This window comes from Enterobacter cloacae complex sp. IR5401 (assembly GCF_049238425.1).
GTDB lineage: Bacteria > Pseudomonadota > Gammaproteobacteria > Enterobacterales > Enterobacteriaceae > Enterobacter > Enterobacter hormaechei_C.
The window spans coordinates 96,962-121,492 of the sequence record NZ_JBMKHN010000005.1 but is presented as its reverse complement, the minus strand read 5'-3'; the positions used below and the strand labels follow the sequence as shown (position 1 = coordinate 121,492).

Annotated in this window: 23 protein-coding genes; 13 read left to right on the top strand and 10 right to left on the bottom strand. The window is 55.2% G+C overall.

All coding sequences use genetic code 11. The features are described 5' to 3' along the window. Nucleotides 1-2 precede the first annotated feature (2 nt). The 9 genes from murC (at nt 3) to mutT (ending at nt 10,720) form a co-directional block, all read left to right on the top strand. Nucleotides 3-1,478, top strand: coding sequence for a UDP-N-acetylmuramate--L-alanine ligase (gene murC, locus ACOTX1_RS09610; RefSeq protein ID WP_023315393.1), 1,476 nt, complete (start codon nt 3-5; stop codon nt 1,476-1,478). Next, nucleotides 1,471-2,391: a D-alanine--D-alanine ligase gene (locus ACOTX1_RS09605; protein ID WP_003856344.1), complete on the top strand. Its 921-nt coding sequence runs from the start codon at nt 1,471-1,473 to the stop codon at nt 2,389-2,391. Before murC ends, ACOTX1_RS09605 begins: the two co-directional genes overlap by 8 nt. A 1-nt stretch (nt 2,392) precedes the next feature. Beyond that, nucleotides 2,393-3,235, top strand: a complete 843-nt coding sequence (ftsQ, locus tag ACOTX1_RS09600) for a cell division protein FtsQ (protein ID WP_003856342.1) — start codon at nt 2,393-2,395, stop codon at nt 3,233-3,235. Then, nucleotides 3,232-4,488 (top strand): cell division protein FtsA, encoded by a 1,257-nt coding sequence (gene ftsA / locus ACOTX1_RS09595; protein ID WP_003856340.1) that lies wholly within the window; start codon nt 3,232-3,234, stop codon nt 4,486-4,488. Before ftsQ ends, ftsA begins: the two co-directional genes overlap by 4 nt. 63 nt (nt 4,489-4,551) lie before the next feature. Beyond that, complete coding sequence (ftsZ, locus tag ACOTX1_RS09590; RefSeq protein ID WP_003856338.1) at nt 4,552-5,703, top strand: cell division protein FtsZ; 1,152 nt, start codon at nt 4,552-4,554, stop codon at nt 5,701-5,703. 101 nt (nt 5,704-5,804) lie between these two features. Continuing rightward, the gene (lpxC, locus tag ACOTX1_RS09585) at nt 5,805-6,722 is read left to right on the top strand and encodes a UDP-3-O-acyl-N-acetylglucosamine deacetylase (protein ID WP_003856337.1); all 918 of its coding nucleotides are present in this window, start codon (nt 5,805-5,807) and stop codon (nt 6,720-6,722) included. 280 nt (nt 6,723-7,002) lie between these two features. Next, complete coding sequence (gene secM / locus ACOTX1_RS09580) at nt 7,003-7,506, top strand: secA translation cis-regulator SecM (protein ID WP_032628081.1); 504 nt, start codon at nt 7,003-7,005, stop codon at nt 7,504-7,506. 58 nt (nt 7,507-7,564) lie between these two features. Continuing rightward, the gene (secA, locus tag ACOTX1_RS09575) at nt 7,565-10,270 is read left to right on the top strand and encodes a preprotein translocase subunit SecA (RefSeq protein ID WP_023315394.1); all 2,706 of its coding nucleotides are present in this window, start codon (nt 7,565-7,567) and stop codon (nt 10,268-10,270) included. Nucleotides 10,271-10,327: 57 nt separating this feature from the next. Beyond that, the gene (gene mutT / locus ACOTX1_RS09570; protein ID WP_032634644.1) at nt 10,328-10,720 is read left to right on the top strand and encodes an 8-oxo-dGTP diphosphatase MutT; all 393 of its coding nucleotides are present in this window, start codon (nt 10,328-10,330) and stop codon (nt 10,718-10,720) included. A 34-nt stretch (nt 10,721-10,754) separates the two neighbouring features. On the opposite strand, the gene yacG is transcribed toward mutT, so the two are convergent. The 3 genes from yacG to coaE are packed head-to-tail and all read right to left on the bottom strand — an operon-like array spanning nt 10,755 to nt 12,322. Continuing rightward, nucleotides 10,755-10,949: a DNA gyrase inhibitor YacG gene (gene yacG, locus ACOTX1_RS09565; protein ID WP_023315396.1), complete on the bottom strand. Its 195-nt coding sequence runs from the start codon at nt 10,947-10,949 to the stop codon at nt 10,755-10,757. 9 nt (nt 10,950-10,958) lie between these two features. Beyond that, nucleotides 10,959-11,702, bottom strand: coding sequence for a cell division protein ZapD (gene zapD / locus ACOTX1_RS09560; RefSeq protein WP_003856329.1), 744 nt, complete (start codon nt 11,700-11,702; stop codon nt 10,959-10,961). Then, nucleotides 11,702-12,322, bottom strand: coding sequence for a dephospho-CoA kinase (gene coaE / locus ACOTX1_RS09555; protein ID WP_003856328.1), 621 nt, complete (start codon nt 12,320-12,322; stop codon nt 11,702-11,704). Before coaE ends, zapD begins: the two co-directional genes overlap by 1 nt. A gap of 228 nt (nt 12,323-12,550) precedes the next feature. On the opposite strand from coaE, the gene ACOTX1_RS09550 reads away from it, so the two are divergent. Next, complete coding sequence (locus tag ACOTX1_RS09550) at nt 12,551-13,594, top strand: GMP reductase (RefSeq protein WP_003856327.1); 1,044 nt, start codon at nt 12,551-12,553, stop codon at nt 13,592-13,594. Nucleotides 13,595-13,627: 33 nt separating this feature from the next. Here ACOTX1_RS09550 and hofC read toward each other — a convergent pair whose 3' ends face one another. The 4 genes from hofC to nadC form a co-directional block, all read right to left on the bottom strand. Further along, the gene (gene hofC / locus ACOTX1_RS09545; protein ID WP_023315397.1) at nt 13,628-14,812 is read right to left on the bottom strand and encodes a protein transport protein HofC; all 1,185 of its coding nucleotides are present in this window, start codon (nt 14,810-14,812) and stop codon (nt 13,628-13,630) included. Further along, on the bottom strand, nt 14,802-16,181 hold the full coding sequence (gene gspE / locus ACOTX1_RS09540; protein WP_126497744.1) for a type II secretion system protein GspE: 1,380 nt from the start codon (nt 16,179-16,181) through the stop codon (nt 14,802-14,804). The genes hofC and gspE overlap by 11 nt, the downstream gene beginning before the upstream one ends. A 12-nt stretch (nt 16,182-16,193) precedes the next feature. After that, nucleotides 16,194-16,631, bottom strand: a complete 438-nt coding sequence (gene ppdD, locus ACOTX1_RS09535) for a prepilin peptidase-dependent pilin (protein ID WP_023315399.1) — start codon at nt 16,629-16,631, stop codon at nt 16,194-16,196. Between the two features lie 173 nt (nt 16,632-16,804). Then, nucleotides 16,805-17,698, bottom strand: coding sequence for a carboxylating nicotinate-nucleotide diphosphorylase (gene nadC / locus ACOTX1_RS09530; protein WP_023315400.1), 894 nt, complete (start codon nt 17,696-17,698; stop codon nt 16,805-16,807). Nucleotides 17,699-17,785: 87 nt separating this feature from the next. On the opposite strand from nadC, the gene ampD reads away from it, so the two are divergent. Together ampD and ampE are read left to right on the top strand one after the other, a co-directional pair. Continuing rightward, nucleotides 17,786-18,349, top strand: coding sequence for a 1,6-anhydro-N-acetylmuramyl-L-alanine amidase AmpD (gene ampD / locus ACOTX1_RS09525; protein WP_003856321.1), 564 nt, complete (start codon nt 17,786-17,788; stop codon nt 18,347-18,349). Next, nucleotides 18,346-19,200, top strand: coding sequence for a beta-lactamase regulator AmpE (gene ampE / locus ACOTX1_RS09520; RefSeq protein ID WP_003856320.1), 855 nt, complete (start codon nt 18,346-18,348; stop codon nt 19,198-19,200). The genes ampD and ampE overlap by 4 nt, the downstream gene beginning before the upstream one ends. An 18-nt stretch (nt 19,201-19,218) precedes the next feature. Here the strand turns inward: ampE and ACOTX1_RS09515 are convergent, their stop codons facing one another. From ACOTX1_RS09515 to aroP, 3 genes are all read right to left on the bottom strand, one after another. Then, nucleotides 19,219-20,169: a family 43 glycosylhydrolase gene (locus tag ACOTX1_RS09515; RefSeq protein WP_023315401.1), complete on the bottom strand. Its 951-nt coding sequence runs from the start codon at nt 20,167-20,169 to the stop codon at nt 19,219-19,221. Nucleotides 20,170-20,179: 10 nt separating this feature from the next. After that, nucleotides 20,180-21,577: a glycoside-pentoside-hexuronide (GPH):cation symporter gene (locus ACOTX1_RS09510; RefSeq protein WP_023315402.1), complete on the bottom strand. Its 1,398-nt coding sequence runs from the start codon at nt 21,575-21,577 to the stop codon at nt 20,180-20,182. Nucleotides 21,578-21,741: 164 nt separating this feature from the next. Next, complete coding sequence (aroP, locus tag ACOTX1_RS09505; protein WP_003856317.1) at nt 21,742-23,112, bottom strand: aromatic amino acid transporter AroP; 1,371 nt, start codon at nt 23,110-23,112, stop codon at nt 21,742-21,744. 537 nt (nt 23,113-23,649) lie between these two features. Here aroP and pdhR point away from each other — a divergent pair. After that, the gene (pdhR, locus tag ACOTX1_RS09500; protein ID WP_023315403.1) at nt 23,650-24,414 is read left to right on the top strand and encodes a pyruvate dehydrogenase complex transcriptional repressor PdhR; all 765 of its coding nucleotides are present in this window, start codon (nt 23,650-23,652) and stop codon (nt 24,412-24,414) included. Nucleotides 24,415-24,531 lie beyond the last annotated feature (117 nt).

Here is a 24,531-nt window from a genome sequence, read left to right as displayed (position 1 = left end):
GAATGAATACACAACAACTGGCAAAACTGCGTTCTATCGTGCCCGAGATGCGTCGCGTCCGGCACATTCACTTTGTCGGCATCGGTGGTGCTGGCATGGGCGGTATTGCCGAAGTGTTAGCTAACGAAGGCTATCAGATCAGCGGGTCTGACCTGGCGCCAAACCCTGTTACGCAGCAGCTGGCGTCGCTGGGGGCGACTATCTATTTCAATCATCGCCCGGAAAACGTGAGCGATGCGAGCGTGGTTGTGGTGTCCAGCGCTATCTCCGCGGATAACCCGGAAATCGTTGCGGCGCATGAGGCGCGCATTCCGGTGATCCGTCGCGCGGAAATGCTGGCGGAACTGATGCGTTTCCGTCACGGCATTGCGGTGGCCGGCACGCACGGTAAAACCACCACAACAGCGATGGTCTCCAGCATTTATGCGGAAGCGGGTCTCGACCCGACGTTCGTTAACGGTGGTCTGGTGAAAGCCGCTGGCGTGCATGCGCGTCTGGGCCATAGCCGTTATCTGATTGCGGAAGCGGATGAGAGCGACGCGTCGTTCCTGCATCTACAGCCGATGGTGGCGATCATCACCAACATCGAAGCTGACCATATGGACACTTACCAGGGTGACTTCGAGAACTTAAAGCAGACCTTTATTAACTTCCTGCACAACCTGCCGTTCTATGGCCGTGCGGTGATGTGCGTGGACGATCCGGTTATTCGCGAACTGCTGCCGCGCGTCGGGCGTCAAATTACGACCTACGGCTTCAGCGAAGACGCGGATGTACGCGTAGAAGATTACAAACAGATCGGTGCGCAGGGGCATTTCACCCTCGCGCGTCAGGATAAAGACCTGCTGCATGTCACCCTGAACGCGCCGGGACGTCACAACGCCCTGAATGCGGCGGCGGCGGTGGCTGTTGCGACAGAAGAAGGCATTGGCGATGAAGCGATCCTGCGTGCACTGGAGAGCTTCCAGGGGACGGGCCGTCGTTTCGACTTCCTCGGTGAATTCCCACTGGAGCCGGTAAACGGTAAGCCAGGGTCTGCGATGCTGGTGGATGACTACGGTCACCATCCGACGGAAGTGGACGCAACCATCAAAGCGGCACGTGCGGGTTGGCCGGAAAAGAATCTGGTCATGATCTTCCAGCCGCACCGTTACACGCGTACCCGCGATCTGTATGACGATTTTGCCAACGTCCTTTCTCAGGTTGATACCCTGCTGATGCTGGATGTTTATGCTGCGGGTGAAACGCCGATTCCGGGTGCGGACAGTCGTTCTTTATGTCGTACCATCCGTGGACGCGGTAAAGTGGATCCTATTCTGGTTCCCGACCCGGCGCAGGTGGCTGAAATGCTTGCCCCGGTCCTGACGGGTAACGATCTGATCCTGATTCAGGGCGCGGGAAATATCGGCAAAATCGCCCGTACCTTAGCTGAAATCAAACTGAAGCCGCAAACTCAGGAGGACGAGCGTCATGGCTGATAAGATTGCTGTCCTGTTTGGCGGCACTTCCGCCGAACGCGAGGTTTCTCTGAATTCGGGCGCTGCCGTGCTGGCGGGCCTGCGTGAAGGTGGCGTGGACGCGCATCCGGTTGATCCGAAAGAGGTGGACGTCACGCAGCTGAAAGCGATGGGCTTCGATAAAGCCTTCATCGCGTTGCACGGCCGCGGTGGCGAAGACGGCACGTTGCAGGGGCTGCTGGAGCTGATCGGTATACCGTACACCGGCAGCGGCGTGATGGCATCCGCCATCTCCATGGATAAACTGCGCAGCAAACTGCTGTGGCAGGGCGCGGGCCTGCCCGTTGCGCCATGGGTTGCACTGACGCGTCGTGAATATGAATTGGGTCTGTCGGACAGCGTTAATACACGCATTGCGGCACTGGGCTTACCGGTTATTGTTAAGCCGAGCCGTGAAGGGTCGAGCGTGGGAATGTCCAAAGTTGATAAAGCTGTAGATTTGGCTGACGCTTTAGCACTGGCATTTCAACATGATGAAGAAGTTCTGATTGAAAAATGGCTTAGCGGGCCGGAATTTACCGTCGCGATGCTTGGCGAAGAAATTTTACCGTCAATTCGCATCCAACCCGCCGGAGTCTTCTATGATTATGAGGCGAAGTATCTCTCTGATGAGACGCAATATTTCTGCCCAGCGGGTCTTGAAGCAGAGCGTGAAGCCGAATTACAGTCTCTGGTGCTTAAAGCGTGGAATGTTCTGGGATGTCGTGGCTGGGGACGCATTGACGTAATGCTTGACGGTGACGGGCAATTTTATCTGCTGGAAGCAAACACGTCTCCGGGTATGACCAGCCATAGCCTTGTGCCGATGGCGGCGCGTCAGGCGGGAATGAGCTTCTCGCAATTAGTTGTACGTATTTTGGACCAGGCAGGCTGATATGTCTCAGGCTGCATTGAACACGCGCAACCGCGATGACGAAGAAGAATATTCCTCTTCGCGCCGGAGTAATGGAACGCGTCTTGCAGGGATCATCTTCCTGCTCGGGGTGCTGTGCACCGTGTTTATCAGCGGCTGGATGGTGCTGGGCTGGATGGAAGATGCGCAGCGGTTGCCGCTTTCAAAGCTGGTGGTGACCGGGGAGCGACACTACACGCGTAACGATGATATTCGCCAGTCGATTCTGGCGCTTGGGTCGCCTGGCACCTTTATGACGCAGGACGTCAACATTATTCAGAGTCAGATTGAACGTCTGCCGTGGATAAAACAGGCAAGTGTCAGAAAGCAATGGCCTGATGAATTGAAGATTCATCTGGTTGAATATGTGCCGATTGCGCGTTGGAATGATCAGCATATGGTTGATGTAGACGGAAATTCGTTCAGCGTCCCGAGCGATCGTGTCAACAAGCAGAATTTACCGATGTTGTATGGGCCGGAAGGCAGCGAAAACGAAGTATTGCAGGGTTTTCGTGAGATGGGGCAGGTGCTGGCTAAGGATCGCTTTACGTTAAAAGATGCTGCGATGACGGCGCGCCGTTCCTGGCAGTTGACCTTAACGAATGGCATCAAGCTCAACCTTGGCCGCGGCGATACAATGAAACGTCTGGCGCGTTTTGTCGAACTTTACCCGGTTTTACAGCAGCAGGCGCAGACGGATGGCAAACGGATAAGCTACGTTGATTTGCGCTATGACTCAGGCGCAGCAGTCGGTTGGGAGCCGGCTCCGGTCGAGGAACCTAATCAGCAACAAAATCAGGCACAGGTACAGGCAGAACAACAATGATCAAGTCGACGGACAGAAAATTGGTAGTAGGACTGGAGATTGGCACCGCGAAGGTTGCCGCTTTGGTAGGGGAAGTTCTGCCCGACGGTATGGTCAATATCATTGGCGTGGGCAGCTGCCCCTCCCGTGGTATGGATAAAGGTGGGGTAAACGACCTTGAGTCGGTGGTGAAATGCGTTCAGCGCGCCATCGACCAGGCTGAATTGATGGCAGATTGCCAAATTTCCTCTGTCTATCTGGCCCTTTCTGGTAAGCATATCAGCTGCCAGAATGAAATCGGTATGGTTCCGATTTCCGAAGAAGAAGTGACGCAGGAAGACGTTGAGAACGTTGTCCACACGGCGAAATCCGTGCGTGTTCGCGACGAGCACCGTGTGCTGCATGTGATCCCGCAGGAATACGCGATCGACTACCAGGAAGGCATCAAGAATCCGGTCGGTCTGTCGGGCGTGCGTATGCAGGCAAAAGTGCACCTGATCACATGTCACAACGATATGGCGAAGAACATTGTAAAAGCCGTTGAACGTTGTGGCCTGAAAGTTGACCAACTCATTTTCGCCGGACTTGCCGCGAGCTATTCCGTGCTGACCGAAGACGAACGTGAACTGGGCGTCTGTGTGGTCGATATTGGTGGTGGTACAATGGACATGGCTGTCTATACCGGCGGTGCGTTACGCCACACCAAAGTGATCCCGTACGCAGGGAACGTCGTGACCAGCGATATTGCTTACGCTTTTGGTACGCCACCGAGCGATGCAGAGGCGATTAAAGTGCGCCATGGTTGCGCGCTGGGCTCTATCGTCGGCAAAGACGAGAGCGTTGAAGTGCCGAGCGTAGGCGGTCGACCGCCGCGCAGCCTGCAACGCCAGACGCTGGCAGAGGTAATTGAGCCGCGTTATACCGAGCTGCTCAACCTGGTCAACGAAGAGATTTTGCAGTTACAGGAACAGCTTCGCCAGCAGGGTGTGAAACATCATCTCGCGGCGGGGATTGTATTAACCGGCGGGGCAGCGCAAATTGAAGGTCTTGCGGCCTGCGCTCAGCGCGTGTTCCATACGCAGGTGCGTATCGGTGCGCCGCTGAATATCACCGGTTTAACGGATTATGCCCAGGAGCCGTACTATTCAACGGCGGTGGGCCTGCTGCACTACGGGAAAGAGTCCCATTTAAGTGGTGAGGCAGAGGTGGAAAAACGCGTCTCGGTGGGGTCGTGGGTCAAACGACTTAACACCTGGCTGCGAAAAGAATTTTAATTTTTTTAAGAGACCGGAGAGAATTAGCGGTCTCGGGCGACAGGCACAACGGAGAGAGAGATTATGTTTGAACCTATGGAATTAACCAACGACGCGGTGATTAAAGTCATCGGCGTCGGTGGCGGCGGCGGTAACGCCGTAGAGCACATGGTGCGCGAGCGCATCGAAGGTGTTGAATTCTTCGCGGTGAACACCGATGCGCAGGCGCTGCGTAAAACGGCTGTTGGCCAGACGATTCAGATCGGTGGTGGCATCACCAAAGGTCTGGGAGCAGGGGCTAACCCGGAAGTGGGCCGCAACGCGGCTGAAGAAGATCGTGAAGCGCTGCGCGCTGCACTGGACGGTGCAGACATGGTCTTCATCGCAGCGGGTATGGGCGGCGGTACAGGTACCGGTGCAGCACCCGTTGTGGCGGAAGTCGCTAAAGATTTAGGTATTCTGACCGTTGCTGTCGTGACCAAGCCTTTCAACTTTGAAGGTAAGAAGCGTATGGCTTTCGCGGAGCAGGGTATCACCGAGCTGTCCAAGCACGTGGACTCTCTGATTACCATTCCGAACGACAAGCTGCTGAAAGTGCTGGGTCGCGGTATCTCTCTGCTGGACGCCTTTGGCGCGGCAAACGACGTGCTGAAAGGCGCGGTTCAGGGTATTGCTGAACTGATTACCCGTCCTGGCCTGATGAACGTCGACTTTGCAGACGTTCGTACCGTGATGTCCGAGATGGGCTACGCGATGATGGGCTCTGGCGTGGCGAGCGGCGAAGACCGTGCGGAAGAAGCTGCTGAAATGGCGATCTCCTCTCCACTGCTGGAAGATATCGATCTGTCTGGCGCGCGCGGCGTGCTGGTCAACATTACCGCTGGCTTTGACCTGCGTCTGGATGAGTTCGAAACTGTGGGTAACACCATCCGTGCATTCGCCTCTGACAACGCGACCGTCGTTATCGGTACCTCCCTTGATCCGGAAATGAACGACGAACTGCGTGTGACCGTTGTGGCCACCGGTATCGGTATGGACAAGCGTCCTGAGATCACCCTGGTGACTAACAAACAGACTCAGCAGCCGGTTATGGATCGTTACCAGCAGCACGGTATGGCGCCTCTGACTCAGGAGCAAAAACCCGCTGCGAAAGTGGTGAACGACCCGACTCCACAAACGGCAAAAGAGCCAGATTATCTGGATATCCCGGCGTTCCTGCGTAAGCAAGCTGACTAAGAATTGGCTGGAATTTGGGGATTTGCGCTCTTTGTGCTAAACTGGCCCACCGTTAGTGATATACACTCTCGGTTGGATAGTTAATTTGGCGAGATTATACGATGATCAAACAAAGGACACTTAAACGTATCGTTCAGGCGACGGGTGTCGGTTTACATACCGGCAAGAAAGTCACACTGACGTTACGCCCTGCGCCGGCCAATACCGGGGTCATCTATCGTCGCACCGACTTGAATCCACCGGTAGATTTTCCGGCCGATGCCAAATCTGTGCGTGATACTATGCTCTGTACTTGTCTGGTGAACGAGCATGACGTGCGGATTTCTACCGTAGAGCACCTGAACGCCGCCCTGGCGGGTCTGGGTATCGACAACATTATGGTTGAAGTCGATGCGCCAGAAATCCCGATCATGGACGGGAGTGCTGCTCCGTTCGTTTATTTGTTGCTGGATGCCGGCATCGAAGAACTGAACTGCGCGAAGAAATTTGTTCGCATTAAAGAGACCGTTCGCGTCGAAGATGGCGACAAATGGGCTGAATTCAAACCGTACAATGGTTTTTCGTTGGACTTCACCATCGATTTTAACCATCCGGCGATTGACTCCAGCACCCAGCGCTATGCGATGAACTTCTCTGCGGATGCGTTCATGCGCCAGATCAGCCGAGCACGTACCTTCGGCTTTATGCGTGATATCGAATATCTGCAATCCCGCGGCCTGTGCCTGGGCGGCAGCTTCGATTGTGCCATCGTTGTTGACGATTATCGCGTACTGAACGAAGACGGCCTGCGTTTTGAAGATGAATTTGTTCGTCACAAAATGCTGGACGCGATCGGCGACCTCTTCATGTGTGGTCACAACATCATTGGTGCCTTTACCGCGTTTAAATCCGGTCATGCACTGAACAACAAACTGTTGCAGGCCGTCCTGGCAAAACAGGAAGCCTGGGAATATGTGACCTTCGAAGACGAAGCTGAACTGCCGCTGGCGTTCAAAGCACCGACTATGGTCCTGGCGTAACGGTTAAACCCGTTTCGTAAGAAAAGCGACTGGTTCACCTGGTACTCTCTCCGACCAGGGAAGCCAGTCGTTTTTATTTCTGCCCTTCTTTAATTTGTCCCTTTCACCCCTGGCCTGTGTCGGGTGCCGAATAACGGTGTGTTCGCTGCATTATTGACCGTTTTTACCTGCTGCAAGGTGTCATTCCTGCTGCCGTGTATTGGCTTTAGTGGTAATATCTGGGCGCTAAAAAAGAATAACTAAACTCAGCCTGCACTGGCGGGCGAACGTGGTGGAGCAAGTGAGCGGAATACTGACGCGCTGGCGACAATTTGGCAGACGTTACTTCTGGCCGCATCTCTTATTGGGGATGGTCGCGGCGAGTCTCGGCTTGCCTGTGCTCAGCAACAGCGCAGACGCGGCGACGCCAGCACGTTCCACGACGACTAAACACGATCTCACCACACGGGTTAACTTCACTAATCTCGCATGGCTTGAAGCCAGCCGTCGTCCCAATTTCTCCGTTGATTACTGGCAGCAGCACGCGATTCGCACGGTTATCCGCCATCTGTCGTTCGCGATGGCGCCGCAGACGATGCCTGTTGCGGAAGAAACGCTGCCGGTCCAGGCTCAGCATCTTGCCCTGCTCGATACGCTTAATGCGCTTCTGACGCAGGACAACCAGCCGCCAGTGACCGTGAATCAGACGGCGAAAACGGATTTTGTTTCCCCTGCATCCTTCTCTGTTTCGACATGGATTAGCCAGGTTCACGGCATCCGTGCCGGGCCTCAACGCCTCAGCTAAATTAACCTTTTTCAATACCTTAATTTATCTGCCCGACTGGGGCGTTTGAGAATTTATTATGCTAATCAAATTGTTAACCAAAGTTTTTGGTAGTCGTAACGATCGTACCCTGCGCCGCATGCGCAAAGCGGTAAACGTCATCAACGGTATGGAACCGGCGATGGAGAAGCTCTCTGATGATGAACTGAAAGCAAAAACCGCGGAGTTCCGTGCGCGTCTGGAGAAAGGCGAAACCTTAGAAAGCCTGATCCCGGAAGCCTTTGCCGTAGTACGTGAGGCCAGTAAACGCGTGTTCGGCATGCGTCACTTCGACGTGCAGCTGCTGGGCGGGATGGTGCTCAACGAGCGCTGCATCGCGGAAATGCGTACCGGTGAAGGTAAAACCCTGACTGCAACGCTGCCGGCTTACCTGAATGCGCTGACGGGTAAGGGTGTTCACGTTGTTACCGTCAACGACTATCTGGCGCAGCGCGACGCCGAAAACAACCGTCCACTGTTCGAATTCCTCGGCATGACCGTGGGCATTAACATGTCCGGCCTGCCGGCACCTGCCAAGCGTGAAGCCTACAATGCGGACATCACCTACGGCACCAACAACGAATACGGCTTCGACTACCTGCGTGACAACATGGCGTTCAGCCCGGAAGAGCGCGTCCAGCGTAAACTGCACTATGCGCTGGTGGATGAGGTTGACTCCATTCTGATCGATGAAGCGCGTACCCCGCTGATCATCTCCGGCCCTGCCGAAGACAGCTCCGAGATGTACCGTAAAGTCGACAAAATCATTCCTCACCTGCTGCGTCAGGAGAAAGAAGACTCCGATACCTTCCAGGGTGAAGGTCACTTCTCCGTGGATGAAAAAGCGCGTCAGGTCAACCTGACCGAACGCGGCCTGGTGAAAATCGAAGAGCTGCTGGTTGCTGAAGGCATTATGGAAGAGGGCGAGTCTCTGTACTCCCCGAGCAACATCATGCTGATGCACCACGTAACGGCTGCACTGCGCGCGCACGCGCTGTTCACCCGCGACGTTGACTACATCGTTAAAGACGGGGAAGTCATCATCGTCGATGAACACACCGGCCGTACCATGCAGGGACGTCGCTGGTCCGATGGCCTGCACCAGGCCGTGGAAGCCAAAGAAGGCGTGGATATTCAGAACGAAAACCAGACGCTGGCATCCATCACCTTCCAGAACTACTTCCGTCTGTACGAGAAGCTGGCGGGGATGACCGGTACCGCAGATACCGAAGCGTTTGAGTTTAGCTCCATCTATAAGCTGGATACCGTGGTAGTACCTACCAACCGTCCGATGATCCGTAAGGATATGCCGGACCTGGTATACATGACTGAAGCGGAAAAAATTCAGGCGATCATCGAAGATATTCGCGAACGTACCGCGAAGGGCCAGCCGGTACTGGTGGGGACCATCTCCATCGAGAAGTCCGAAGTGGTGTCTAACGAGCTGACTAAAGCAGGCATCAAACACAACGTTCTGAACGCCAAGTTCCACGCTAAAGAAGCAGATATCGTTGCGCAGGCGGGTTACCCGGCAGCCGTAACCATCGCCACCAACATGGCGGGTCGTGGTACCGATATTATGCTCGGCGGTAGCTGGCAGGCCGAAGTGGCGGAGCTGGAAAACCCAACCCCAGAGCAAATCGCGCAGATCAAAGCCGACTGGCAAGTGCGTCACGACGCGGTGCTGGCATCCGGTGGTCTGCACATCATTGGTACCGAGCGTCACGAATCTCGTCGTATCGATAACCAGCTGCGCGGTCGTGCGGGTCGTCAGGGTGATGCCGGTTCTTCCCGCTTCTATCTGTCTATGGAAGATGCGCTGATGCGTATTTTCGCCTCTGACCGTGTGTCCGGCATGATGCGTAAACTGGGCATGAAACCTGGCGAAGCGATCGAGCACCCGTGGGTTACCAAAGCGATTGCCAACGCCCAGCGTAAAGTGGAAAGCCGCAACTTCGATATTCGTAAGCAGCTGCTGGAATATGATGACGTTGCCAACGACCAGCGTCGTGCGATCTACACCCAGCGTAACGAACTGCTGGACGTGTCCGACGTGAGCGAAACCATCAACAGCATTCGCGAAGATGTGTTCAAAGCCACTATCAACGCTCATATTCCACCGCAGTCTCTGGAAGAAATGTGGGATATCGAAGGCTTGCAGGAACGTCTGAAAAACGACTTCGATCTCGAACTGCCAATCAAAGAGTGGCTGGACAAAGAGCCTGAGCTGCACGAAGAGACCCTGCGCGAGCGTATCTACGAAACCGCGCTGGACGTCTACAAGCGTAAGGAAGAAGTGGTTGGCGCAGAGATGATGCGTCACTTCGAGAAAGGCGTAATGTTGCAGACCCTGGACTCCCTGTGGAAAGAGCACCTGGCGGCAATGGACTACCTGCGTCAGGGTATCCACCTGCGAGGTTATGCGCAGAAAGATCCGAAGCAGGAGTACAAGCGTGAATCCTTCTCCATGTTTGCCGCCATGCTGGAGTCGCTGAAGTATGAAGTCATCAGCACTCTGAGCAAAGTTCAGGTGCGTATGCCGGAAGAAGTGGAAGCGATGGAGCAGCAGCGTCGTGAAGAAGCTGAGCGTCTGGCACAGATGCAGCAGTTGAGCCATCAGACCGATGAGAGCGAAGCCGCAGCAGCAATCGCAGCGCAGACGGGCGATCGTAAAGTTGGTCGTAACGATCCGTGCCCATGCGGTTCCGGCAAAAAATACAAGGCGTGCCACGGCCGTCTGAGCTAAGAACATAACAAACTGAAAAGGCGCAGATATCTGCGCCTTTTTTATGGAAGTGACATGATGAAAACACTGCAAATTGCTGTCGGGATCATTCGCAACCCGCAAAACCAGATCTTCATTACCCAACGTGCCGCCGATGCGCACATGGCCAACAAATGGGAATTCCCCGGCGGGAAAATCGAATCAGGTGAAACGCCGGAGCAGGCGCTGGTGCGTGAGCTTCAGGAAGAGGTGGGGATCACCCCGCTTGGCGCAACGCTGTTCGATAAGCTGGAGTACCAGTTTCCGGATCGTCACATCACACTGTGGTTCTGGCTGGTGGAAAGCTGGGAAGGTGAACCGTGGGGTAAAGAGGGGCAGCCGGGTAACTGGATTGAGCTTAAGGCCAGCGATGCGGAAAAATTTCCGCCCGCCAATGAGCCTGTGATCCTCCGGCTGGTTGCACAACCGTAGGCCTGCTACGCGAAGCGCCAGCAGGCTTTGAACGTTACTGCAGGTTTTCGCTCCAGTCATCGCTATCCGAGAGATCGCCTTCGCTCGGAATGCGTTTCTCTTCCGCCGCCCATTCGCCCAGGTCTATAAGCTGACAGCGCTTGCAGCAGAATGGGCGAAATGGACTCACTTCTCCCCAGACGACAGTTTTCCCACAGGTTGGGCAGTTTACGGTGGTTACGTCAGACATCGGCACTCCTTAACAACAGGCCAGTTCAAAATCGAGGCGTTCCGGCACGGTGCCATGTTCACTGTCCAGCGGCATAAAGCGGATCGCGAAACGGCTTTTATGTCCGGAAATTTGCGGGTAAAGCTGCTCGCTAAGAGACAGATTCAGGCGCAGAAGATCGGCGTCGTCGCCGTTATCCTGATAGAAACCATTGAGACTGGTTTGTTTGCGGAACGGGGCAGAGTTACGCACAAGATCGAGGATCAAGGATAACGTCTGATTCATCGGCTCCAGGCTGCCCAGCCAGCTGTTCACCTGGCGATCGCGCTGTTCCTGCGGCATGTGCAACCACATATGCAGCGTTGGCAGGTCAAAGCTACAGCAACCGCCCGGTATGCTCAGGCGCTGGCGCACCAGCGCAATCAGACGATCCTCTCGTAAAAACTGGCCAACGCGCGGCGCGGCCATCAGCGTCGTGCTGCTGTTTTTCAGCTGCTGGCGTAAAGCGTCAATTCGACTTTGATCCACGCCCGGTACTTCGGCCCAGGCCTGTAATTTACGCTGCTGGCGCTCCAGCTCTTTCAACAGCTCAGTGCGGACGTCACCGCGTTCAATCACATCCAGCAGATCGCCCACGTTGCGGAAAAAATGCAGCGCGGTGGCGTGATCGTTGACAGGCAGATGTTGTGAAAGCTGTTGAATAAGAAATTCTATGCGTAGCCAGGTACGCATTTTTTCGTTAAGCGGGTGCTCAAAAAGGATATGAGTCGACATTATGGTTTTTCCTGTGCAACGGCCTGCGCGGCGAAGGTCAGATACTGCGCGTGCAGACGAGCAACATCCGATGCAATGGCATCTGGTGCGCCGTTATTATCAATAACATCATCCGCAACGGCGAGGCGCGCTTCGCGCGTGGCCTGTGCGGCAAGAATTTGTTCAGCATGTTCGCGTGAAACATGGTCACGCGCCATGGTTCTCTGGATTTGCGTTTCGCGGGAAACGTCAATCACCAGCGTTCTGTCTGCTTTATTCTGAAGCTGATTTTCCACCAGTAACGGGACGACCCACAACACATAGGGCGAACGGGCTGCGGCAATTTGACGCTGAGTTTCCTGGTGGATAATGGGGTGGAGCAGGGCATTAAGCCAGGCTTTTTCCGCTGGATCGGAAAATATGCACTCACGCAGCTGCCGACGATTCAGGGTGCCGTCAGCCTGTATCACACGGCGACCAAAATGCGCTTCGATGGCGTTTAAGGCGGGTGTATTGGGTTCTACCACATGACGGGCAATGATATCGGCGTCGATAATCGTGATGCCGAGACGAGCAAACGCGTGCGCAACGGTGCTTTTACCACTACCGATGCCGCCGGTTAATGCGACGATATACCCCATTAAATCAGATCCTGGGAATTATTCAGTTTTAAAATCAGTTGCTTAAAATTCAAACTTACAACAGCCAATGTTTAGCTCTCTTTACCCGCTTTTTACCAGGTAAATTTATAGGATTGTAGCGTAAAAAAAGAGAATTTCGCAGTCTTGCGGAGCAGGTATTAGTGCGTATGATAGCGTCACTGGAGTTGTGCTTTTAATATATTTGCCTCTAACCCCAGGAATCCGCACATGCGTATCGAAGAAGATCTGAAGTTAGGTTTCAAAGACGTTCTTATCCGCCCTAAACGCTCTACACTGAAAAGTCGCTCAGACGTTGAACTCGAACGTCAATTCACCTTTAAGCATTCCGGTCAGACGTGGTCTGGCGTGCCGATTATCGCGGCCAACATGGACACCGTCGGGACCTTCGAGATGGCGACCGCACTGGCGCAATTCGACATCCTTACTGCGGTACACAAACACTACAGCGCTGAAGAGTGGGATGCGTTTGTCGCCTCCGCCTCGGCTGAAGTGGTGAAGCATGTGATGGTCTCGACCGGTACGTCTGATGCAGATTTCGAGAAAACCAAACAGATCCTGAACGCCAATCCGGCGCTGAATTTTGTCTGCATTGACGTGGCAAATGGTTATTCCGAACATTTCGTCCAGTTCGTCAGCAAGGCGCGTGAAGCCTGGCCAACCAAAACCATCATCGCGGGCAATGTGGTGACCGGTGAAATGTGTGAAGAGCTGATCCTCTCCGGAGCCGACATTGTGAAAGTAGGCATTGGCCCGGGCTCCGTTTGCACCACGCGCGTGAAAACCGGTGTGGGTTATCCGCAGCTGTCTGCGGTAATTGAATGCGCTGACGCTGCGCACGGTCTGGGCGGCCAGATCATCAGCGACGGTGGCTGCACCATGCCAGGCGATGTCGCGAAAGCCTTCGGCGGCGGCGCGGATTTCGTGATGCTCGGCGGCATGCTGGCAGGCCACGAAGAGAGCGGCGGTACCGTGGTGGAAGAGAACGGCGAGAAATTCATGCTATTCTACGGAATGAGCTCTGAATCCGCGATGACCCGTCACGTGGGTGGTGTCGCGAAATACCGTGCGGCGGAAGGCAAAACCGTTAAGCTACCACTGCGTGGTCCGGTCGAAAACACGGCGCGCGATATCCTCGGCGGACTGCGTTCTGCCTGCACCTACGTTGGGGCTTCCCGCCTGAAAGAGCTGACTAAACGCACGACGTTTATCCGCGTTCAGGAGCAGGAAAACCGCGTTTTCAATAGCCTCTGACGGCTACGGCTGGCGCGCGTCCGTGCGCCAGCGTTACCCCGCGCTCATTGCATCCCCCAGATGGAAAATCGGCAGATACATTGCCACCACCAGCGTGCCAATAATCAGACCTGTCACGACCAGTAGCAAAGGCTCAAGAAGCGCCGCCAGATTGTCTGCCTGCTGAAATGTCTGTTCCGTATGATGGCGGGCCAGATTCATCAGCATGACATCCAGTGAACCCGACACTTCTCCGGTGCGAATGAGCTGAATACACAGTGGCGTAAAAACAGAGGCCTTCTGGAAGGAGGACCACACGGGCGTCCCCTGTTCGATATCGCTGCGTATCTCACGGATTTTCTCCTGCCAGTAGCCCCTCACAACGGTCTCCTCCACACTCTCCAGTCCTTGTAAAAAGGCAATTCCGGCCTGCTGGGTTAATGACAGCACGGTAAAAATTTGCCCCAGTTTTTGCCCGCGCGTCAGCGTGCCCATCACCGGTACATGTAACAAGACATACTGCCAGCGCGGATGCCGCCGCAGCTTACAGGCGATGACAACCATTGCCACGAGCAGGGCCAAAAGGGTGAGGATATGCGCCTGAACCAAGGCCGCCAGCCCCATGACCGCCTGCGTGAGCAAAGGGAGCGGGGTGTTGAACGTTTTGTAGATTGCAGCAAACTCAGGCAAAACCAGCGTGACCATCGCCAGCACCACGAAAACGGCCAGCGTCAGGATGATCAGCGGATAGCGCAGCGCTTTCTTCACCTTTGCACTGAGCTGCTGCTGGGATTTTTGTTGCTGCGCAAGCTGACGGCAGCAGGCTTCGAGCTTACCCGTCAGTTCACCCGTCTTCACCATCGAGACATAAAGGGGGCTAAACACCTCTGGCCATTTCTTCATGGCCTCTGACAGAGCGAAACCTTCGCTCAGGTCATCAGCAAGACTGTGCAGCAGCGCCTGCCAGTGCTGCAAAGGATGCTGTTCCGCCAGCATGTGCAGGCTTTGGGACAGCGTGAGTCCGGCCTGTAGCAGCGTGGCGAGCTGGCGAAAAATATCGTAGCAGTGCTGCACTTGCCATCGGTGGCGCTGCTGGCAGCGTTTTAGCGCCAGCGGGTGCAGCTGTTTAAACACCAGAGCCGTGTAAGCTGCGTTACGGTCGATGGCCCAGAGGGTGCCGGTTTGCACCTCCCCCTCGGTGGTCAGGGCACGCCAGCGCCAGAGAGAATTAGCAGCCATCGGGCATTCCCAGGACGCGCAACAACTCTTCGAGCGTGGTCAGCCCTTGCTCTACGGCCATGCAGCCATGCTCAAACAAAGAGGTCATTCCCGCCTGACGAGCGCTGGACCCAATCACCTCCGTGCTTGCTCCGCTGGCGATGGCCTGCCGCAGCGTGTCGTCGATGACGAGCACTTCAAAAATGGCTACGCGACCATAAAAACCGTGGTAGCAGCGATCGCAGCCGGTGGGTTGCCAGCGAGGAAGCGGCCGGGGCCACAGCGTGCGGGGTAATTCGGTGTGGCGGCTGGCTTCCTGTCGGCAGTACGGGCATAAACGGCGCACCAGCCGCTGGGCAATCACCATCGAGAGCGCCGAAGAGATCATCCAGCGCGCGACGCCCATCTGTTGCAGCCGTACCAGCGTTTCAGTCGTCGAATTAGTATGGAGGGTGGACAGCACCAGATACCCGGTTTGTGCCGCCTTAATGGCAATTTCTGCCGTTTCGCCGTCACGAATTTCACCTACCATAATGATGTCAGGATCCTGCCTGAGCAGGGCGCGCAGCACGCTCTGGAAGGTCAGCCCCGCACGCGGATTAATCTGCGTCTGGTTTAAGCCTGCAAGCGGGATTTCAACGGGATCTTCCACGCTGCAAATATTAACGTCAGGGGTATTTCGCGCCTGTAACGCGCTGTATAGCGTCACCGTTTTCCCGCTACCGGTCGGGCCGGTGACCAGAATCAACCCCTGAGGGCTGTTAAGCGCCCCGGCAAAACGGGCCTGCTGGTCTGCGCTCATCCCCAGCTGTTCAAGCACCAGAGCCTGCTGTACCTGGTGAAGCAGACGAAGCACGATTTTTTCTCCACCGCTACAGGGAAGGGTTGCGATACGAAAAGAGACGGGGACGCTTGCCAGCTCCACCGTAAACTGACCGTCCTGCGGCAGGCGGCGCTCCGCAATATCCAGTTGACCCAGCACCTTCAGGCGTGCGGCAAGCGTCGTCCCGAGGGCGGCAGAGATCGGCGGTTGCGGGTAGAGAACACCGTCGATTCGCAAACGGATCTGGTAGCCGTGCTCCGTCGGTTCAATATGGATGTCAGAAGCCCGCTGGTTTACTGCCTGCTGCAAGGTTGTACTGAGCACGTCAGCGGCTGAGTTTGGCGCGATGCCCGGCAGGTGTGATGATGAGAGGGACTGAAGCCTTTTTTCCATCCGTTCAGCCGTCCAGCACTCAATATCAATACGTTTCTGCGTGGCGAAGCGTAACGCTTCCATCAGCTCAGAGGCAGGATTACCCACCACCGCAATGCTGATCATCTCGGTGTCGCTTGCGAGTAGCAGTGCGTGATGGCGCTGACAGAGCGTCATAAGCTGCTCGGTATTCATTGTCCACTCCTGTCAGTTGTTGTCGAAGCGGAAAACATCTTCACAGGCTTGTCTGAGCGCCGTGTCGGACGCAATTTTGCAGTCACGCGTCCAGCCCGTCATACCGTTACCGTCGCTCCAGATCGGTGTCATGAGCACTTCAAGTCCGTTAAGGCTTTCCTGCCCTGTTAACGATACGATCCCCTTCGCCACGCTCATCGCTGAAACGTAACGTGTGGTTGTCGGGGAGGGGATGCCATTGGTGCCTGCGTCGCAGCGATCCACACCACCACGATCCAGGGCGCAAAGCTCAATGGCGGTGCGGTAGGGGATGAACGTTTGCAGCATATCGGTGAGCGCCGCTTTTCGCAGGTAGTTCTGATAGGCCGGGACGCCAATCGCGCTCAGGATGGCAATAATGCCAATGACCACCATTAGCTCAATCAGGGTAAATCCTTGTTGTCTGTTCATGTCTGCTCCTTATGTTAAGTGGCGCTACTGTGGCAGTGCCAGCATGCGAAAACGAGGGACAAAAGCGTGAACGTGAAGGGGCTTTCAGGGAAATGATTCAGTGTTGCAGAGAAGGACAGCGTAATTGCGAGCGGTTTCGTATTTCCCCTCTCCGGGCGGAGAGGGGGGATAATTTATTTGAAGCGCATCGAGAGGTCGAGGGCGCGGACGTGCTTGGTCAGGGCGCCTACGGAGATGTAATCGACGCCGGTTTCAGCAAATTCGCGGATGGTGTCGAACGTCACGTTGCCGGACACCTCAAGCTGCGCCTGGCCGTTTGTGCGTTTGACCGCTTCACGCATCTGCTCCGTGTCGAAGTTATCGAGCATGATGATGTCAGCCCCCGCTTTAATGGCCTCGTCCAGCTCCTCCAGCGTTTCCACTTCCACTTCGACGGGCACATCCGGATGCAGCCAGAAGGCTTTTTCCACGGCCTGACGCACTGAGCCAGAGGCAATAATGTGGTTCTCTTTGATCAGGAAGGCATCGGATAGCCCCAGACGATGGTTGGCGCCGCCACCGCAGAGTACCGCGTATTTCAGCGCGGTGCGCAGGCCCGGCAGGGTTTTACGGGTATCCAGCAGCTGCGTGCGGGTGCCTGCCAGCAGGTCAACGTAGCGGCGTACTTCACTGGCAACGCCAGAGAGCGTTTGCACAAAATTGAGCGCGGTGCGTTCACCAGTCAGCAAGACGCGGGACGGGCCGTCCAGTTCGAACAGTGGCTGATTTGGCGTGACGCTATCGCCGTCCTCCACGTGCCATGTGACCTGCACATCATCACCCGCCAGCTGGGTAAAGACCTCTTCAACCCAGCGCTTGCCGCAGAAAACCCCTGCTTCACGGGTGATAACCACCGCATGCGAGCGTGTCTCTTTTGGCAACAATTGGGCGGTAATATCGTTATCGGCGCTGACGTCACCGCCGAGATCTTCTCTCAGGGCATGGGCAACGCTTGCCGGGATATCACTATTAATACGTTCCAGAAGCGCGTCACGTCGGTGGTCGGGGTTATAGCGGCGAGGCGGCATGATAAAACTCCAAATTGGTAACGAATCATAATATTGAAACATGCTACTCTGAACCGAGTAACAGCACCATAGATAAGGAGTTCCAGCATGTTGTTAGAAAACGGATGGCTGGTGGACGCGCGGCATGTACCGTCGCCGCACCACGACTGCCGCCCGGAGGATGAAAAGCCCACACTGCTGGTGGTTCACAATATTAGTCTCCCGCCGGGTGAGTTTGGCGGTCCGTGGATCGATGCGTTATTCACTGGAACGATAGATCCCGATGCCCACCCCTTCTTTGCTGAGATTGCGCATCTGCGCGTATCGGCGCACTGTCTGATCCGTCGTGATGGCGAAGTGGTTCAGTATGTTCCTTTTGATAAGCGTGCCTGGCATGCCGGCGTGTCGAAGTATCAGGGGCGCGAGCGGTGCAATGATTTCTCCATTGGAATTGAACTGGAAGGAACGGACACCACGCCTTACACCGATGCGCAATATGAGAAACTGGTTGCTGTAACGCAAACGTTAATCGGGCGCTATCCCGCCATTGCAGACAATATTACAGGGCACAGCGACATCGCCCCCGAAAGAAAAACCGACCCCGGCCCGGCGTTTGACTGGTCCCGGTTTCACGCCATGCTTACCACGTCGTCAGATAAGGAGATAACATGACGTTGTTTACCATGCTGCTGGTTATGATCGCTGAACGCCTGTTTAAGCTCGGCGAGCACTGGCATCTGGATCATCGGCTGGAGGTGTTATTCCGCCGCATCAGACATTTTTCCATGCTGCGCACGCTGCTGATGGCGGCAGGCGTGATGGCCATTACGTTCCTGTTGCTGCGCTCGCTTTACGGCCTCTTTTTCAACGTGCCGCTGCTGGTGGTGTGGATCCTGCTCGGTGTGTTGTGTATTGGCGCGGGCAAGGTGCGTTTGCACTATCACGCGTATCTGAAAGCCGCTTCCCGGGATGATGCCCACGCGCGCGGCGCGATGGCGAGCGAGTTGACGATGATCCACGGCGTACCGCCGGACTGCGATGAACGCGAGTTTCTGCGGGAGCTGCAAAACGCGCTGCTGTGGATTAACTTCCGTTACTACCTGGCGCCGCTGTTCTGGTTCGTGGTGGGCGGACCCTGGGGGCCGGTACTGCTGATGGGTTACGCGTTCCTGCGCGCCTGGCAGACCTGGCTTGCCCGCTATCTTACGCCGCATGAACGTCTACAGTCCGGCATTGATGCCATCCTGCACGTGCTCGACTGGCTTCCGGTGCGTCTGGTAGGCGTGGTCTATGCCCTCATCGGTCACGGTGAAAAGGCGCTGCCCGCGTGGTTTGTCTCCCTTGCTGACCGTCATACCTCGCAGTATCAGGTTTTAACCCGACTGGCACAGTTCTCGCTGGCGCGTGAGCCGCACACGGACAAAGTCGCAACGCCAAAGGCTGCCGTCTCGATGGCGAAGAAAACGTCGTTTGTGGTGGTGGTGATTGTGGCGCTGCTGACGATTTACGGCACGCTGGTTTAAGCCAGCGCGCCGAAGCCGTTACGGTGTATCTGCGGGCGGGATGCCGAATTCAGGCATCCCGTTTTCGTTCCAGCGGATGAGTTTCAGGCGAGTATGGCGATTGGGATCGTAAAGCGGATCGCCTTCAATTTCAGTGTAGTTTCGCGCGTGGTAGACCAGCACATCTTCGCCTTCCGGCGTCTGCGTAAAGCTGTTATGGCCTGGCCCATACTGACGGTTTTCGTAGCTGGTGACGAACACCGGGCGCGGGGATTTATGCCAGTTAGCCGGGTTTTGCGGATCGGCATTCAGGTCTGCCCACAGTAATCCCATGCAGTAGTTCTCGTCGGTGGCGCTGGCGGAATAGCTGATAAACAGCTTATCGCCATGGAACAGCACCGCCGGGCCTTCATTGACCCAGAACCCGCGGCACTCCCAGTCATATTCCGGTTTACTGAGCATCACCGGCTCGCCTTTCAGCGTCCACGGATTTTCCATTTCACACAGGTAAAGATTCGAGTTACCGGAAATATCCGGGGCTTTTTGTGCCCACAAATACCAGCGTTTACCCTGATGAACAAAGGTGGTGGCATCCAGCGCGAAGGTGTCAAACGGGGTTTTGATTTGCCCTTTTTCTACCCACGTACCGGTGAGCGGATCGCGATCTGCGCATTCAATGGCAAACATGCGATGCTGGAACATCCCGAGATGATCGAGCGCCTGGGTATGCGTGGCGGCAAAATAGATGTACCAACTGCCGTCGATATGATGCAGTTCCGGTGCCCAGATCAGCTGGCTCATCGGGCCGGTGTCGGGCTTGCGCCAGACAACCACCTCTTCGGCATCGCGTAAACCTTCCAGCGAGTCCGCGCGGCGGATCGCCAGCCGATCGTACTCCGGTACGGAGGCGATAAAGTAATATTGCCCATCGTGACGCAGGATATACGGGTCGGCGCGTTGTTCAATAAACGGGTTTGGCCAGGTTTGCATTCGGCTTTCCTTATTTAGTCTCAGCGGCTTTGAGTTCCTGATAATCGTTCAGCTCGCGATAGTTGGTGCGACGCTTTTCCAGATCGGACTGGATCTGCTTCATGGTCTCACGGTCCACTTTCAGCAGACGTACTACGCCCGCGGTAATTAAGTATCCAATGCCAGGAATGACGGTAAAGAGCAGCACGATCCCGTTGATGGCATCCGCGCTCTGCGCTTTTGCGCCCGCATCGTAGCCGTACCAGGAGAGCAGGAAACCGACCATTGCCCCGGCAATCGCCAGACCCAGTTTCAGGAAGAAGATGTTGCCGGAGAAGCTGATCCCGGTGATACGTTTCCCGGTTTTCCATTCACCGTAGTCGTCCACGTCGGCCATCAGGGACCAGTGCAGCGGGGATGGGATCTGGTGCAGGATGTTCAGCAGGACGTAAAGCACAACAATGGTTGTCGTCGCTTTCGGGTCGAAGAAGTAGAAGGCGCAGGAGAAAATCGCCAGCGCGATGTTGGTCCAGAAGAAGACCTTCAGCTTACACCAGCGGTCGGTCAGCACTTTCGCCAGCATACTGCCGAACATCATGCCGATCACGCCCAGGCTGATAAACAGCGTGGCGAAATGGGTGCTTTGCCCCATGACCCAGGTAACGTAATACATGGTGGCCGCCATGCGGATAAAGCCAGGGCAGACGTTGCACAGGGTTAACAGCAGGATCCGCACCCACTGGTCGTTCTTCCACACGTCTTTCAGGTCGTTTTTAAGTTCGTCATGGGTTTGCACCGCCGGACGCACGCGCTCGCGCACCGTGGCGAAGCAGAACAGGAACATGCAGGTACCAATCAGCGCCAGCACGGTCATCGCCATCTGGTAGCCTTTGGCTTTGTTATCCCCACCGAACCAGTCGGCCATTGGCAGGAGCGTTAGCGACAGCAGCAGCGTGGCGATACCAACCATAACAAAACGGTAGGACTGGCAGGCAACGCGCTCTTTCGGGTCGTTGGTGATCACGCCGCCGAGCGAGCAGTACGGAATATTGATGGCGGTATAGGTCAGCGACAGCAGGAAGTAGGTGACAAAGGCATAGATAACTTTGCTGTTATAGCTCCACTCTGGCGTGGTGAACATCAGAATGCTGAACAGCGCATAGGGGAAGGCAATCCACAGCAGCCATGGACGAAACCGGCCATATTTGCTGCGGGTACGGTCAGCAATCGCGCCCATGATCGGGTCCGTTACGGCATCAATGACGCGCACGGACAGGAGTAAAACGCCAACCAGTGCAGGAGCCAGACCAAAAATATCCGTATAAAAATAGTTAACAAATAACATGATGGCGCCAAAGATAATGTTGCATCCGGCGTCACCCATGCCATAGCCGATCTTTTCTTTTACTGACAGTTTGTTGTTATTCATCGACAGCTCTCCGGGTTTCGGTATGGAGAGAATTATTCGCTGGCAAACGAATATATGCGTTGCAATATAAAGGCGGTGATATGGAGGATTTTGCTGTTGGCGTGAATTTGTGAGGAAGGTAACAAGACGCTGTACCCGCAACCGCGAGTACAGCGAGAAAACATTTAGTGCGCTTTCACCGTTTTGGCATTTTTCTGTTTCACCATATAACCCACGCCGAGGATCGCAATCCAGACCGGGATCAGGTAGACGGAAATCGCCATGCCTGGGGTGATGAGCATGATGACCAGTACAGCTGCCATGAACAGCAGGCAAACCCAGTTCCCCAGCGGATAGAGCAGGGCAGGGAAGCGCGTGGTTACGCCCTGCTGCTGCTTGGCGCGGCGGAACTTGATGTGCGCGAGGCTAATCATTGCCCAGTTAATCACCAGGGCGGAAACCACCAGCGCCATCAGCAGACCGAAGGCTGATTCCGGGGCCAGGTAGTTAATCAGCACGCACAGCGCCGTCACGACCGCCGACACGATGATGGTATTAACCGGTACGCCACGCTTATCAACGGTGAGCAGCGCTTTCGGTGCGTTGCCCTGTTGCGCCAGGCCGAACAGCATACGGCTGTTGCAGTAAACGCAGCTGTTATAAACGGAGAGCGCAGCGGTCAGCACCACGACGTTGAGCGCGTTCGCCACGAAGGTATCGCCCAGCTCGTGGAAGATGAGCACAAACGGGCTGGTATCCGCCGTGACGCGCGTCCATGGCAGCAGCGAGAGCAGCACCGCCAGGGAGCCCACATAGAAGATCAGGATGCGGTAGATAACCTGATTTGTGGCTTTCGGGATGCTCTGTTCCGGGTTGTCGGCTTCCGCGGCGGTGATGCCCACCAGCTCCAGACCGCCGAAGGAGAACATAATGATCGCCATCATCATCACCAGGCCGGTCATGCCGTGAGGCAAGAACCCGCCTTGCTCCCAAAGGTTGCGCACGGTGGCCTGCGGGCCGCCGTTGCCGCTGAACAGCAGCCAGCCGCCGAAGATGATCATCGCTACAACGGCAATCACTTTGATGATGGCAAACCAGAACTCCATCTCACCGAACACTTTTACGTTGGTGAGGTTAATGGCGTTAATCAGGACGAAGAAGGCCGCCGCAGACGCCCAGGTAGGGATCTCCGGGTACCAGAACTGAATGTATTTCCCGACGGCGGTCAGCTCGGCCATGGCAACCAGAACGTACAGAACCCAGTAGTTCCAGCCCGAGGCGAAACCTGCGAAGCTGCCCCAGTATTTATAGGCGAAGTGGCTGAATGAGCCTGCGACCGGCTCCTCAACAACCATTTCCCCTAACTGACGCATAATCAGAAATGCAATGAAACCCGCTATCGCGTACCCCAAAATAATGCCCGGACCGGCCGACTGGATAACCGATGCACTGCCCAGAAACAGGCCAGTACCAATAGCACCGCCCAGGGCGATGAGCTGTATATGGCGGTTTTTAAGGCCGCGCTTTAGCTGATCGCCATGCTGTTGAGCTTCCATTTGAAACCTCGTGTGTGGTTGTTATGTTCACGCTGTGCGTATGTAATTATGAAAGTCCATATTCTGTATTTATTTCTTTACGGTTAACGATACCGAAAAAAGCGGAGATGGCTTCCGTTAGCGCCAGAATAGTGGTAAGCGCCAGCGAATGCACCTGCTTTATGAAGGGGCGATGACGACTTGAATAAAAAGAAACCAATTGTAAATCGGTACGTTAACCCCTCATACCCCAACCTATAGAATAGAAATTCATCATAAGAGGGCGAATTTTCATTTTTTGCCTTGTTGAATCGCTTCAGATTGCAAAAACCCTCGTTTCATTATGGTTAAAACTGCCTCTTTGGTAGTAACCATTTCATTTGTGCAAAGTTACATTCCTGAAACGTTAGTTCTGTAAGGTTGTTAAAATGTGCCGGGTTTACTGATTTCAATCAAAACCAATATGGACAGAAGGTGAATACTTTGTTACTTTAGCGATACGAACATGAAATTGGTAAGACCAATTGACTCCGGGCAAAAAGGCGTAAGACAGGGAATATGGCCTACAGCAAAATTCGCCAACCAAAACTTTCCGATGTGATTGAGCAGCAGCTGGAGTTTTTAATTCTCGAAGGGACACTGCGCCCGGGCGAGAAGCTCCCGCCAGAACGCGAGCTGGCAAAACAGTTCGACGTTTCACGTCCCTCTCTGCGTGAGGCGATTCAACGTCTCGAAGCAAAGGGCCTGTTGCTCCGTCGCCAGGGTGGCGGAACCTTTGTGCAAAACAGCCTGTGGCAGAGCTTCAGCGACCCGCTGGTAGAACTTCTCTCTGACCACCCAGAATCCCAGTTTGATCTGCTTGAGACCCGTCACGCGCTGGAAGGTATCGCGGCCTATTACGCCGCCCTTCGCAGCACTGATGAAGACCGCATACGTATTCGCGAGCTGCATCAGGCCATTGAACGGGCACAGCAGTCCGGCGATTTAGACGCCGAGTCCAGCGCCGTCGTCCAGTATCAAATTGCCGTCACCGAAGCGGCGCACAACGTGGTGCTCCTCCATCTGCTACGCTGCATGGAGCCGATGCTGGCCCAGAACGTTCGTCAGAATTTTGAATTGTTGTATGCCCGTCGGGAGATGCTCCCGCTGGTAAGCAACCATCGCACCCGAGTATTCGAGGCGATAATGGCCGGGGAACCGGAGCAGGCGCGCGAAGCGTCGCACCGCCATCTGGCTTTCATTGAGGAAATCTTGCTGGACCGCAGCCGTGAACAATCGCGTCGCGAACGTTCATTACGCCGCATACAGCAACGAAAGGATTAAGCGCCAGGTACTTTTAGAGCGCGGCAACTAAACGCAGAACCTGTCTTATTGTGTTTTCTGGCGAAAATACAATGGGACAGGTTCCAGACAAATCAACGTATTAGATAGATAAGGAAT